The sequence below is a fragment of the Subtercola boreus genome, from assembly GCF_006716115.1.
In the GTDB taxonomy this organism is placed as follows: domain Bacteria; phylum Actinomycetota; class Actinomycetes; order Actinomycetales; family Microbacteriaceae; genus Subtercola; species Subtercola boreus.
Genome location: NZ_VFOO01000001.1, coordinates 391,394 through 404,084 on the forward strand (window position 1 = coordinate 391,394; position 12,691 = coordinate 404,084).

Genomic DNA, 12,691 nt, shown 5'->3' on the forward strand with positions numbered 1-12,691 from the left:
AGGTGAAGATTGGGCAACACTGTGGGTTCTGTGCAGGTGTTTGCCAGTTGCAGAGAATATTCTGAATCTGTGAGCGCCTCTTCCGGTCCGGCCCGCAGTGGCCCGACCATCGACGAAACGCAGCCCCACGCCGTCTACTCTCCCACCCCGTGGAGCGACGACGTCTGGTTCATGGCGCACGACGGTCGATGCCTCGGATGGATCCTCCGCTACGCCGAGGGCGACCGGCAGCTCTTCGGGGTCTACACGTACGGCTGCGACGAGCGTGGCCTCCGGGTGTGGGTGGCCTCGGAAACGACACTCGCCCGGGCATCCGTCTACATGGGCTTCCACGTTCGCGAGCTGCTCGAGCAGTCGAAGCGGCTGGGGCCCGATCCGGTCAACCCGCTGGGGCTCCACGAGCGTCGGCCGGCTCCCAAGAACCCGTGACGCCGGGCCCCACAGCTTGCTCGGCCGCTACAGCTGCGTGAGGTGATCCGCGGGATTCACGAGCTTGCGGGGCTTCTCGTATTGTCGCGGAGGCGCGTCGCCGACGTAGAGCCAGCCGAGCAGCTGCTCGTTCGCGGCGAGTCGGTGCATGCTGCGCACTGCCTCGTGACGGGTCTGGTTGCCGGTGCGCCAGAACACGCCCCAACCGGCCTCGTCGAGCAGCAGGGAGAGCCCGTGGGCGACGCCTGAAGCCACGGCCTCCTGCTCCCAGTACGGCACCTTGTCGCTCGGCCGGTGAATGGCGACGATCGCGATCAGCAGCGGGGCGCGCCGGGCCTTCGACACCATCTTGGCGATGTCGCCGCCCTGCGCCTGGGCGAGGGCCTCGCCCAGGCGGTCACGGGTGTCGCCACGAAGTTCGATGAGCCGCCAGGGACGCATCGAACTGTGGTCGGCAACGGTGCCAGCGGCCTCGACGAAGCGCAGCAGCTCGGCGTGGTCGGGGGCGTTCTGCCCGACCTTCGACTGGGAACGCCGACGGAGCATGCTCTCCAGCGCTGACATCGCCCCTGGTCAGTTCTCGGTGTCGAACGACAGCGACACCGAGTTCATGCAGAAGCGGTCGCCCGTCGGCGTCGTCGGTGCGTCGTCGAACAGGTGGCCGAGGTGGGATCCGCAGTTCGAGCAGCGCACCTCTGTGCGAACCATGCCGAGGCTCCGGTCTTCGATGAGCTCGACGGCGTCGGAGTCCTTCGGTGCATAGAAGCTCGGCCAGCCGCAGTGCGAGTCGAACTTGGTGTCGCTGCGGAACAGTTCCTGGCCGCAGGCCTTGCACTTGTAGACGCCCTCGCGCTTCTCATCGAGCAGTTCACCCGTCCACGGGCGCTCCGTGGCGGCCTGGCGGAGCACGGCGTACTCCTCTTTGTCGAGCTTCCTCTGCCATTCCTCGTCGGTCTTCGATACTTCGTAGCTCATGGGGGGATACTTCTCTCGTCTCAGCGGGCCGCCAACTATCTTCACAGTAAACTCGGGGCCGTGTCTGACAATTCCATCATTCAGAAGAGGTTCAGCGAGCTCACGACGACCGAGCTCTACGCGGTGCTGAAGCTCCGCACCGATGTCTTCTACGTCGAGCAGAAGGTCGATGAGAGCGAGTTGGATGACCGTGACCGTGAGCCTTCGACCGAGCACTTCTGGCTGGCCGACGGCCCGCGGGTCATCGCCTATCTCCGCGTGCTCGAAGACGCGGAGCCCGAACACCTCGACGCCGCCCGTGTCATCGGCCGGGTGGTGGTCTCGGCGGAGCACCGTGGGCAGGGCCACGCCCAGGTGCTGCTCGCCCGGGTCGTGGAACAGTTCGGCGGCGAGGCGATGCTGCTGCACGCGCAGAGCTACACCGCGGGGCTGTACGCGAAGTTCGGATTCGAACCGTTCGGGCCGGAGTTCAGTGAGGCAGGCATCCTGCACACGACGATGTATCGCGCGGGCATCCGCTGACCGTGTGACGCAGGTTGAGCACGCTGGTGCGGCGGGAATTCAGCGCCGCGCCGTACATCTGCTGCCAAGGTGCCGCGCCCTAGAATGGGCCGAACCAGCGGCAGAACGGGTAGGAGGGAGCAGGGCGATGGCAGACACCGGAACCAGTCCCGCGCCCGAATCCTCCCGCGCCGGCTCCTCGCCGCTCCCCGAACGCGACCAGCGCATCCTCGAGTTCGAACGCACCTGGTGGACGCATGCGGGAGCGAAGGAACAGGCCATCCGCTCGGAGTTCGGTCTCTCCGCGGCGCGGTACTACCAGCTGGTGAACGCCCTGCTCGACTCCCCGGTCGCCCTGGCGTTCGATCCGATGCTCATCAGACGGCTCCAGCGCGTGAGAGACACCCGAACGGCAGCCCGCGCTGCCCGTCTCCTTCCGCCCGGCGAATAAGAACGGTCCCTCCGCACCAATGGCTTCAGAACCCAGCGACTCCTTCGACAACCTGCCGGCCGACGTCGTGCGCCGTGGCGTGCACCGTGGGCCCCGTCCCCGTGGCCGGGGCTGGATCACGTTCGCGTGGGCGGCGCTCGCCACCGGTGTCCTCGTGGGTGCGGGTGCCCTCGGGCTGAATCTCATCAACACCGATCTCTCCGGTTCCGATTCGTCGTCGGCCGGCGGGGCGGTCTCGAGCGACCCGGCAACGGTGACACCGACCCCCACGGTGGTTCCGACGGTGGATCCGGCCATCCCCGTCACCATCCTCAACGGCACGGATGTCTCGGGCCTCGCCACCCGGGCCGGTGGGCAGGCGACAGATGCCGGCTGGTCGGTCAGCACCGAGGCGAATGCGAGCGCAACAGACGTGACGACGTCGACCGTCTTCTACTCCGGCGCCGATGACGAGGGTGCAGCCAAGGGCCTCGCGGAGAGCCTCGGAGGCATCGCCGTCGCAGTCTCCGACCAGTACGAGGCCGGTACTCTCACCGCGGTGCTCGGAACCGACTACACCGACCCTGCCGGCTAGGCCGCCGTCCCGTCATATTTCGGGATTGTTTAATCCTTGTTGAGTTGTGATCACGAGACCGCATTCTGCTTCGTTGCACCGTTTTACTGGGAAACGGGTCACTTCAGTCGGAGTGATGGTGAGCAACACAGCAACAGGGAGTAACAATGGCGAACGGAACCGTCAAGTGGTTCAACGCTGAAAAGGGCTACGGCTTCATCACGGTCGAGGGCGGTGGGCAGGACGTCTTCGTGCACTACTCGGCTATCGACATGGGCGGCTACAAGGTGCTCGAAGAGGGCCAGCAGGTGATCTTCGAGGTGGGTACCGGATCGAAGGGTCCGCAGGCGGAGTCGGTGCGGCTCGCATAACCCCGGCCGGGCATCCGATCTGCCTCTCGTCCTCTGGGCGTCACTTGCACTCTCACCTGTCGAGTGCCAGTATTGGTTTAGCACTCGTGCACGCTGAGTGCTAAACCTTTATGAATCTTTCATGACGCCCGGGAGGGACGAGAAACACACATGGCAAAGATTATTGCTTTCGACGAAGAGGCCAGACGCGGCCTCGAGCGTGGACTCAACATTTTGGCTGACGCCGTCAAGGTGACGCTCGGCCCGCGCGGCCGCAACGTCGTCCTCGAGAAGAAGTGGGGCGCCCCCACGATCACGAACGACGGTGTCTCCATCGCCAAGGAGATCGAGCTCGACGACCCGTACGAGAAGATCGGCGCGGAGCTCGTCAAAGAGGTCGCGAAGAAGACCGATGACGTCGCCGGTGACGGAACGACCACTGCGACCGTCCTCGCCCAGGCCCTGGTCCGCGAAGGCCTGCGCAACGTCGCAGCCGGTGCAGACCCGATCAGCCTGAAGAAGGGCATCGAGAAGGCTGTCGCGGCCGTCATCGCCGAGCTCGTCGCCAACGCGAAGGAGATCGAGACCAAGGAAGAGATCGCGGCCACGGCCTCCATCTCCGCCGGCGACCCCGAGATCGGTGCACTCATCGCCGAAGCCATCGACAAGGTCGGCAAGGAAGGTGTTGTCACCGTCGAGGAGTCGAACACGTTCGGCACCGTCCTCGAGCTGACCGAGGGCATGCGCTTCGACAAGGGCTACCTGTCGCAGTACTTCGTGACCGACCCCGACCGCCAGGAAGCCGTCTTCGAAGACCCCTACATCCTGATCGTCAACTCGAAGGTCTCGCAGATCAAAGACCTGCTGCCGATCGTCGACAAGGTCATCCAGGCCAACAAGCAGCTGCTGATCATCGCTGAAGACGTCGATGGCGAAGCACTCGCCACGCTCGTCGTCAACAAGATCCGTGGCATCTTCAAGTCGGTCGCCGTCAAGGCTCCCGGCTTCGGCGACCGCCGCAAGGCGCAGCTGCAGGACATCGCCATCCTCACCGGCGGACAGGTCATCTCGGAAGAGGTCGGCCTCAAGCTCGAGAACGTGACGCTCGACCTCCTGGGCCGTGCCCGCAAGGTCGTCATCACCAAGGACGAGACCACGATCGTCGAGGGTGCTGGCGACAGCGAGATGATCGCCGGTCGCGTGCAGCAGATCCGCAACGAGATCGAGAACACCGACAGCGACTACGACCGTGAGAAGCTCCAGGAGCGTCTCGCGAAGCTCGCTGGTGGCGTCGCCGTCATCAAGGCCGGAGCCGCGACCGAGGTCGAGCTCAAGGAGCGCAAGCACCGCATCGAAGACGCCGTGCGCAACGCCAAGGCCGCCGTCGAAGAGGGCATCGTCGCCGGTGGTGGCGTCGCACTCATCCAGGCTGGCAAGACCGCGTTCGAGAAGCTCGAGCTGGTCGGCGACGAGGCAACCGGGGCGAACATCGTCAAGGTCGCCATCGACGCTCCGCTCAAGCAGATCGCTGTCAACGCGGGTCTCGAGCCCGGTGTTGTCGCCGAGAAGGTGCGCAACCTGCCCACCGGCCACGGCCTCAACGCCGCAACCGGCGAGTACGTCGACATGCTCCTCGCGGGAATCAACGACCCGGTGAAGGTCACGCGCTCTGCTCTGCAGAACGCCGCATCCATCGCCGGACTGTTCCTCACGACCGAGGTCGTCGTCGCTGACAAGCCCGAGCGCAACCCCGCACCCGTGGGCGACCCGTCGGGCGGAATGGACTTCTAAGTCCCTTCTGACCAGCAGTTACAGCGGGTCGGTCTCTTCGGAGGCCGGCCCGCTTCTTCTATGCCCGTTGGGGAATATATCGTCCTGCTGTTGCGGTTCCCAGAGAACTGTGGCTAGTGTGGGCAACCGCGGCAGTCAGCCGCAGACGAATTTTCGAGACGCCCGAGGAGGTGAGCCAGATGACGAACCCAGCAACAGATGCTTGTGCAGCAGCTGCACGTGCGAAGCGATTCCGCCGCACCGAAGCATTCAACGCCAGCGCACCAGCGCCTCTCATCTCGGCTCCAACCCCGGCCATCGTCGTCGCCGCCTGACTCAGGCGATCTTCTGACGGTCCTCGCGGGGAGAGCCACTTCGCTCACTCTTCCTCCGAAGGACTTTCATCTCATGTTCCGCGTCTCCGAGCGGAGCGACGACCTGTCGCTGCTGCTCTTCTCAACCACCGACCCCGTCTCGTGGGTCGACCCCGAACAGTTCGGCCGCGGCATCGCGTCGGGCAGCCTTCGCCGTGAGTGGACCTGGCTGGCCTTCGTCGACGACGACCCGCTCTCGGCCCCGGTCGCCCGGGCCGTCTGGTGGGCCCCTGCCGGCTCCGTGCATCCGGTCGAACTCCGCTGCCTGATCGTGGACCCCGGCGTACCGCATCCTGAGCTCTGGGGAGCGGCGCTCATCCGGTCGGCACATCGTGCCTTCCGCGCGGCCGGAGCTCTCTTCGACCCGGTTGTCGTGATCGGCGCCCTGACCGGCGGGCAGCAGGATGCCGCCGCCCGGGCGGCGGTCGCGTGGCGCCGGGAGGCGGCGGCTCAGGCCGGCGCGACCGTCGAGCTGCGGAGCCGCACAGCGGCGACGCCCGCTGCTGCCTCCCACGTCCCCGCGGCACTGGCTGCCCGGTGACCCCGCGTCAGGAGGCGGCGGGCGCGGGGGAGGCGGAGGCCGGCGCCTCGGGCGCAGCGAGGGGGAGGCTGACCCGGAAGGTCGCGCCGCCGCCAGCCGTCTCGAGGGCTTCGACGGTGCCGTTGTGGGCCGCGATGATCGACGCGACGATGGCCAGGCCGAGCCCGCTGCCACCCGTCTCGCGGGTTCGCGACGAGTCTGCGCGCCAGAACCGCTGGAAGATCTTCTCGCGGATCTGCGGCGGAATACCCTCGCCGTGGTCGATGACGTCGAGCACGGCGAGGCGCCTCGCCTCGTCGACCTGCACCGACACCTCGATGGGACTGTCGTTGTCGGTGAACCGCAGTGCGTTCCCGATGAGGTTGGCCACCACCTGGCGGATCTTGTTCTCGTCGCCGAGGATGATCGGTGCCACACCGTCTTCGCGCTGCGCATCGAGCGTCGAGAGAGCGACGTCGGTGGGAGTGATCTCGACCGAACCGTCGGTGCGGGTGCGCCGGCCGCGGAAGCGGGCGAGCGTCGCCCCGGCGAAGCTGATCGGCCCGGTGAGGGAGGTGTTCGCTGCCGCCTTCTCCGTGCTGCGGGCGTCACGCTCCGCTGCGATGTCATCCATGGTCATGCCGTACGGGTTCGTCGCCGCCTCCGCCGCGGGTGCCAGCGAGACGGGCTGGGAGGAGCGGGGCAGGATGATCGACACCACCCGCTCGGGGCTGGAGGCCCGGGCATCCAGAGCTGCGTCGACCGCGATCGGAACCAGGTCGAGGCGGGCGAGGTTCATCGGGCGGGTCTCGTCGAGGCGTGCCAGTTCGAGGAGGTCTTCGACCAGGGCGCCCATGCGGATCGCCTCCTTCTCGATGCGGTCCATCGCTTTGGCGACCTCTTCGGGGGACTGCAGTGCGCCCATCCGGTAGAGCTCGGCGTAGCCCCGCACAGAGACGAGCGGTGTGCGGAGCTCGTGGCTGGCGTCGCCGACGAACCGCCGCATCTGGTCGATCGTCTTTGCGCGGTCGCTGAAGGCGGTGTCGATACGGCTCAGCATCGTGTTCAGCGAACGGTTCAGTCGCCCGACCTCGGTGTTCGGCGTGGCATTAGACATGCGCTGGCTGAAGTCGCCGTTCGCGATCTCGGCGGCTGTGCGCTCGACGGCACGGAGCGGCGCGAAGGTGCTCGTCACGAGCAGCCGGGTGAGAAGTGCGCCGAGCACGACGACACCGACGCTGAAGGCGAGGAATATCGAGAGGTACGTCGTGGTGATGCTCTCGGTCTTTTCAAGCGACGCTGCGATGACCATGGTGCCGGTGGTCTGGTCCTGGTAGCCGATCGAGAGCACGATGGCGTGCCACTGCTCCTTGCCGTCGGCAGAGTAGATCTCGTAGATCGGTTTCTGCGCCTGCGTCTCAGCGCTCGGCGTGAGCGGGAGCTCGGCGATGTTCGGCTCCTTCGACGCTGCCTGGGAGCCCCAGTTGCTCGTCGTCAGAGTGCCTGAAGGCCCGAGGAGGGCCACGTAGTACGCCGTCGACGCAGACGAAACCGTGTCGAGCGTGAAGGAATCCTTGGTCGCGCCCTTGCTGAGGAACGTCGAGACGTCGTCGTAACCCACCGACAGGCCCTTGTCGACCTGCTGCAGGAGGTACGAACGCAGCACGGTCATGGTGCCGATCCCGGCGACGATCAGGCCGACCGTCAGCAGCAGCACCGTGACGCCCGTGATCTTGGTGCGCAGGGAGATCGATCCCCAGAAGGTCGCAGGTGTGACAGCCATTTCAGCCCAAGACTACAAGGCGTGCCTTAGGCCTTGCTGACCTTCAGCATGTAGCCGAATCCGCGCTTCGTCTGGATGAGCGACTCGTCGGAGTACTGGTCGAGCTTCCGGCGGAGGTAGGAGATGTACGACTCGACGATGCCGGCGTCGCCGTTGAAGTCGTACTCCCAGACGTGGTCGAGGATCTGGGCCTTCGAGAGCACGCGGTTCGGGTTCAGCATCAGGTAGCGCAGCAGCTTGAACTCGGTGGGGCTGAGCTCGATCGCAGTGTCGGCGACGAACACCTCGTGGGTGTCCTGGTCCATCGTGAGCTCGCCGGCCCGGATGATCGCGTCTTCGTCGGCCTGCATCGTGCGACGGAGGATCGCCTTGATGCGGGCGACGATCTCGTCGAGGCTGAACGGTTTGGTGACATAGTCGTCGCCGCCCACCGTGAGGCCGGTGATCTTGTCCTCGGTGTCGTCTTTGGCCGTGAGGAAGAGGATGGGGGCGGTGTAGCCCGCCGCGCGCAGGCGCTTGGTGACGCCGAATCCGTTCATGTCGGGCAGCATCACGTCGAGGATGATGAGGTCGGGCTCCTCCTCGAGCACGGCCGAGATGGTCTGTGCGCCATTGCTCACGGCCCGCACGGCGAAGCCGGCGAAACGGAGGCTGGTGGTGAGCAGGTCACGGATGTTGGGTTCGTCGTCGACGATGAGGATTCGGGGTCCGGTCATGCCTCTATTATCTGCGGGTTCACTGGATGCTTCCTGAGAGCTTGGTCACAGCGATGCGGCGTCGAGGATGGTGTAGCTGTAACCCTGCTCCGCGAGGAACCGCTGCCGGTTCTGCGCGAAGTCCTGGTCGACGGTGTCCCGGGCGACGAGGGTGTAGAAGTTCGCAGAGAGACCGGACTCCTTCGGACGGAGCAGCCGGCCGAGGCGCTGGGCCTCCTCCTGCCGTGAACCGAACGACCCGGAGACCTGGATGGCGACGGTGGCCTCGGGCAGGTCGACCGAGAAGTTCGCGACCTTGCTGACCACGAGGATGGGCTCGTCTCCATCGCGGAACGCCTGGTAGAGCCGCTCCCGTTCCGGGATCGGGGTCGACCCGGTGAGTTGCGGTACGCCGAGTTCGCTCGACAACTCCTCGAGCTGGTCGAGGTACTGGCCGATGACCAGTATGCGTTCTCCGGAATGTTTCGCGACGAGTGCCTTGACGACGTCGAGTTTGGCGGGGGCCGTTGCTGCGAGCCGGTACCGTTCGTCATCCGAGGCCGCAGCGTAGACGAGGCGATCCTGCTGCGGCAGGTCGATCCGCACCTCGAAGCAGTCGGCGGGGGAGATGTAGCCCTGCGCTTCGATCTCCTTCCACGGCGCGTCGAAACGCTTGGGCCCGATGAGGCTGAAGACGTCGCCCTCGCGGCCGTCCTCCCGCACGAGGGTCGCGGTCAACCCGAGCCGGCGACGGGCCTGGAGGTCCGCGGTCAGCTTGAAGACCGGCGCCGGTAGCAGGTGCACCTCGTCGTACACGACGAGTCCCCAGTCGAGCGCATCGAGCAGTTCGAGGTGCGCGTATGCGCCCTTCCGTTTGGCGGTGAGGATCTGGTAGGTCGCGATCGTGACCGGCTTGACCTCCTTGACCTGGCCCGAGTACTCGCCGATCTCGTCCTCGGTGAGCGAGGTGCGCCGGAGGAGCTCCGAGCGCCACTGCCTGGCCGACACGGTGTTCGTGACGAGGATGAGCGTGTTGGTCTTGGCGGTCGCCATGGCACCGGCTCCGACAAGCGTCTTGCCGGCGCCGCACGGGAGCACGACAACACCCGATCCACGTTCGAAGAAGTTGTCGATCGCCTCCTGCTGGTAGCCGCGCAGGTGCCAGTCGGTCTCGTCGAGAGTGATCTCGTGCGGGGTGCCGGGGGTGTACCCCGCGAAGTCCTCCGCCGGCCAGCCGAGCTTCACCAGTTCCTGCTTGAGCTGGCCGCGCGCCCAGGGCTCGATGACGAACGTGTCGTCGGAGAGCCGCGACGGCAGCAGTGGGGCGATCCGACGGCCCTTGACGATCTCGGTGAGCACCGCCGTGTCCGTCGCGCGGAGGGTGAGCACTCCGTCGGGCTGGCGTTCGATGACGAGGCGGCCGTACCGGCCGACGGTCTCGGCGATGTCGATCGAGACCGACTGCGGCACCTGGAACTTCGAGTACCGCTCCAGCGTCGCGAGGATCTCCTCGGCCGTGTGACCGGCCGCACGGGCGTTCCAGAGACCGAGGCGCGTGATGCGGTAGGTGTGGATGTGCTCGGGCGCACGCTCGAGTTCAGCGAAGACCGCGAGCTCGTGGCGTGCGCTGTCGGCCTGTGGATGAGCGACCTCGAGCAGCACGGTGCGGTCGCTCTGAACGATCAGTGGTCCGTCTGGCATAACTGCCAAGCTTACGTGGCCCGAGGCCCCGCCCCGCCCCTCACGACGCGGCGGGGGCCAGCTGCACCTGCGTGATACTCGCCAGCGGGAGGGTGCGTTCGACGCCCGCCTTCTGGTCTGTCCCGCGCATCCGGCCGCTGCCGATACTGGTCGGAACCACAGGGAAGCTGACCTCGGAGCCGTTCGGCAGCCGCACGGTGACGATCACGGGCGTCTTGCCCTTGACCGCCACGTCGAGCTGGCGAACCAGCCACGCTTCGGCCGTGTCCGCACCGGGACGCACGCCGCTCCCGCGGAGCCGGTTGACGAGTTGCTCGGCGACCTCGTTGGTCACCTTTCGCCGGGGTTCGACGACCTGCACGCGGTTCAGCGCGACGGGGTTGCCTCCGGGGCCCTCAGCGATGACCGGGTAGCGGGCATCGATGAGCATCCAGTAGACCGTGTCGAGGTCGTACCGGCTGGTCAGGCGACTCGCCCCGTCGAAGACGAGTTCGAGGGAGACGAGGTTCGCGTCGACGGCGATCGTGTGCAGTAGGGCGACGTCGTCGGAACGCACGAAACTCCGGGGCTGCTCGGCATCGAGCGGCTCGAGGCTTCCGGCGCGCAGCAGCCCGTAGCGTGCACTCGACTCGGCGATCAGGTACTCCAGCGGCTGCGGGATCCCGCCGGGTGCGATGCCCGAGAGGAAGCTCCGGATGCTCGCCGCCGTGAACCCCGCACTGAGAGCACGCGCGATGGAGGCCTGCGAGATGCGGTACGACGAGGCGATGGAGTGCGACTCCACCTGTGCCAGCTGGCGGAGGGTCGCGTCAATCTCCGGCTTCAGCGGGCCGGGCGCGACGATGGTGAGGTCGTGCTGGAGGTAGACCGTGTCCACCTCGGGGGGCAGCAGGGGCTCGACCGAACGGATGGCGGCAGCTTCGTCTTCGCAGAGCAGAGCGGTGCCTGCGGAGCTGGCGAAGCCCGCCGTCACGATGCCCAGACGCTCGGCATCGGCCGTGAACTGGGCGATCTGGCGGGAGAGCCCGTCGCCGCCGGCGGGATACAACCACTGCAGGTACTCGGTGAGGTTGTCGCCCCAGGCGCTGTGCACGCGGCGGCAGAGCACTTCCCGGACGTTCTCGTCGAGAGCATTCAACCAGGCGGAGGCAAGGTGGCCCCAGCGCTCGGCGAGGGGGAGCAGCATCCATTCGCGGGAGAACGGAGTGGCGAACCAGGAGGAGTCCTCCCGGGCGGCGAGGCCGGCGATGCGGGCCACCCTCAGGATGACGTTCATTGTCTCGGGTGGCTGGCCGGTCGCCGCGGCGAGCCGTTTGGCGTCGGGCACCGCGAGGCCGCCCTTGGCCAGTTCCCGGGCGGGCGACGTGGCGAGCGCGTTCGTCAGCTCGGTGACGGCGATGGCCGTCTCGAAGGCGCTCTCGGCGGCGATGCGGTCGGTGCCGCTCCGTTCCGTGGGGGAGGGGGCGGGAGGCGAGGAGGGAGCTCGGACGCTGGCGAGATCGGCGACGGAGGGGAGACCCGCGGCCGGCCAGCCCTCGAGTACCGCGCGGACGCTGTCGTAGGGCTGGAGGATTCCGTCGACGTCGGCGACGAGCATCGCCCGGGACGCGGAGAGGAGTGCGGGGGATGCCGCAGCGACGGGCGTACCGCCCTCGGCCACGAGAGTGAGGGTGGGGCGATCGAGGTGGGCGAGGGCATCCATCACCGACTCCGGGCGGAGCAGCGCGTCGGCCAGGTCGAAGAAGTCCCGGAGGTCACGGCCCGAAAGATGGCGCGACTCGAGGAGCGAGATCAGGGCAGCGTCGCTCTCGGTCTGCAGTCGGCTGGCCAGAGCGAGCGTGTCGCTCATCTGGAGCTACGAGCCTCGCGGGATCGGCGCACGAGATTCACAGCCAGCAGTGCGATGAACAACGCGATGGCGAGGGGGAGGCCGAAAAGCGGGAGCACGAGGATGGTCGGCCACACTCCCTGGCTGAAACTGTCGCCCTTCATCCCGGCGGCCGTGCCGATGATGACGGCGAGGAAAGCGAGGATGGAGAGGCCGATCGCGCTGGCGACCATGTACGCGAGAATCCGCTGGACCCGTGAAATGGGCTGAGTGTCTGTCTTGGTCACTCTCCTGATACTACGCACCCAGCGCAGAGCGAATAGGCTGAGGGGTGGCCGGAGTGCAATAAACCGGCACAAGACTTAGAGGAGATCCACACATGCCAACCGGCAAGGTCAAGTTCTACGACGATGAGAAGGGCTTCGGCTTCATCAGTTCCGATGACGGCCAGGAAGTGTTCCTGCACGCGTCAGCCCTGCCCGCCGGCGCGAGCGTAAAAGCGGGCACGAAGCTCGAATTCGGTATCGCCGACGGCAAGCGGGGAGTGCAGGCGCTCTCGGTGCGCGTGCTCGAAGCCCCGCCGAGCATGGTGAAGCTCAGCCGGAAGCCCGCCGACGACATGGCCGTGATCGTCGAAGACCTCGTGAAGGTGCTCGACGGTATCGGAACGAACCTGAAGCGCGGCCGCTACCCCGAGGCCAGCCACAGCCGAAAGATCGCTGCGCTGCTGCGCAAGGTCGCCGACGAGCTGGACGCCTGAG

At 66.7% G+C, this 12,691-nt stretch carries 15 protein-coding genes; 8 read left to right on the plus strand and 7 right to left on the minus strand.

The annotated features are described in order from the left end of the window. Positions 1-69: 69 nt before the first annotated feature. Positions 70-429, plus strand: a complete 360-nt coding sequence (locus FB464_RS01905; RefSeq protein ID WP_116415359.1) for a hypothetical protein — start codon at positions 70-72, stop codon at positions 427-429. Positions 430-456: 27 nt separating this feature from the next. On the opposite strand, the gene FB464_RS01910 is transcribed toward FB464_RS01905, so the two are convergent. Together FB464_RS01910 and msrB are read right to left on the minus strand one after the other, a co-directional pair. After that, entirely contained in the window at positions 457-993 is a 537-nt protein-coding gene (locus FB464_RS01910; RefSeq protein WP_116415358.1) for a nitroreductase family protein, read from the minus strand. Positions 994-1,002: 9 nt separating this feature from the next. Continuing rightward, positions 1,003-1,404 (minus strand): peptide-methionine (R)-S-oxide reductase MsrB, encoded by a 402-nt coding sequence (msrB, locus tag FB464_RS01915; RefSeq protein ID WP_116415357.1) that lies wholly within the window; start codon positions 1,402-1,404, stop codon positions 1,003-1,005. Between the two features lie 60 nt (positions 1,405-1,464). Here msrB and FB464_RS01920 point away from each other — a divergent pair, with 60 nt between their 5' ends. From FB464_RS01920 to FB464_RS01945, 6 genes are all read left to right on the plus strand, one after another. After that, the gene (locus tag FB464_RS01920; RefSeq protein WP_246092878.1) at positions 1,465-1,926 is read left to right on the plus strand and encodes a GNAT family N-acetyltransferase; all 462 of its coding nucleotides are present in this window, start codon (positions 1,465-1,467) and stop codon (positions 1,924-1,926) included. Between the two features lie 127 nt (positions 1,927-2,053). Beyond that, a complete protein-coding gene (locus tag FB464_RS01925; RefSeq protein WP_116415356.1) occupies positions 2,054-2,356 on the plus strand; it encodes a DUF3263 domain-containing protein in 303 nt (100 codons plus the stop codon). Positions 2,357-2,375: 19 nt separating this feature from the next. Then, positions 2,376-2,930, plus strand: coding sequence for a LytR C-terminal domain-containing protein (locus FB464_RS01930; RefSeq protein WP_116415355.1), 555 nt, complete (start codon positions 2,376-2,378; stop codon positions 2,928-2,930). 146 nt (positions 2,931-3,076) lie between these two features. Next, positions 3,077-3,280 carry a cold-shock protein gene (locus tag FB464_RS01935; protein ID WP_104242705.1) on the plus strand — a complete coding sequence of 68 codons (204 nt, stop codon included), beginning with the start codon at positions 3,077-3,079 and terminating at the stop codon, positions 3,278-3,280. A 150-nt stretch (positions 3,281-3,430) separates the two neighbouring features. Then, on the plus strand, positions 3,431-5,050 hold the full coding sequence (groL, locus tag FB464_RS01940) for a chaperonin GroEL (RefSeq protein ID WP_116415354.1): 1,620 nt from the start codon (positions 3,431-3,433) through the stop codon (positions 5,048-5,050). Between the two features lie 387 nt (positions 5,051-5,437). Then, the gene (locus FB464_RS01945) at positions 5,438-5,944 is read left to right on the plus strand and encodes a hypothetical protein (RefSeq protein ID WP_116415353.1); all 507 of its coding nucleotides are present in this window, start codon (positions 5,438-5,440) and stop codon (positions 5,942-5,944) included. Positions 5,945-5,951: 7 nt separating this feature from the next. Here FB464_RS01945 and FB464_RS01950 read toward each other — a convergent pair whose 3' ends face one another. The 5 genes from FB464_RS01950 to FB464_RS01970 are packed head-to-tail and all read right to left on the minus strand — an operon-like array spanning position 5,952 to position 12,217. After that, on the minus strand, positions 5,952-7,706 hold the full coding sequence (locus FB464_RS01950; protein ID WP_116415352.1) for a sensor histidine kinase: 1,755 nt from the start codon (positions 7,704-7,706) through the stop codon (positions 5,952-5,954). A 26-nt stretch (positions 7,707-7,732) separates the two neighbouring features. Continuing rightward, positions 7,733-8,422: a response regulator transcription factor gene (locus FB464_RS01955; RefSeq protein ID WP_116411953.1), complete on the minus strand. Its 690-nt coding sequence runs from the start codon at positions 8,420-8,422 to the stop codon at positions 7,733-7,735. Positions 8,423-8,467: 45 nt separating this feature from the next. Continuing rightward, positions 8,468-10,102, minus strand: coding sequence for a DNA repair helicase XPB (locus FB464_RS01960; RefSeq protein ID WP_116415351.1), 1,635 nt, complete (start codon positions 10,100-10,102; stop codon positions 8,468-8,470). A 40-nt stretch (positions 10,103-10,142) separates the two neighbouring features. After that, the gene (locus tag FB464_RS01965; protein ID WP_116415350.1) at positions 10,143-11,951 is read right to left on the minus strand and encodes a helicase-associated domain-containing protein; all 1,809 of its coding nucleotides are present in this window, start codon (positions 11,949-11,951) and stop codon (positions 10,143-10,145) included. After that, complete coding sequence (locus FB464_RS01970) at positions 11,948-12,217, minus strand: multidrug ABC transporter ATPase (protein ID WP_142206581.1); 270 nt, start codon at positions 12,215-12,217, stop codon at positions 11,948-11,950. The genes FB464_RS01965 and FB464_RS01970 overlap by 4 nt, the downstream gene beginning before the upstream one ends. Before the next feature lie 92 nt (positions 12,218-12,309). Here FB464_RS01970 and FB464_RS01975 point away from each other — a divergent pair, with 92 nt between their 5' ends. After that, entirely contained in the window at positions 12,310-12,690 is a 381-nt protein-coding gene (locus tag FB464_RS01975; protein WP_116415349.1) for a cold-shock protein, read from the plus strand. Position 12,691: the final 1 nt, after the last annotated feature.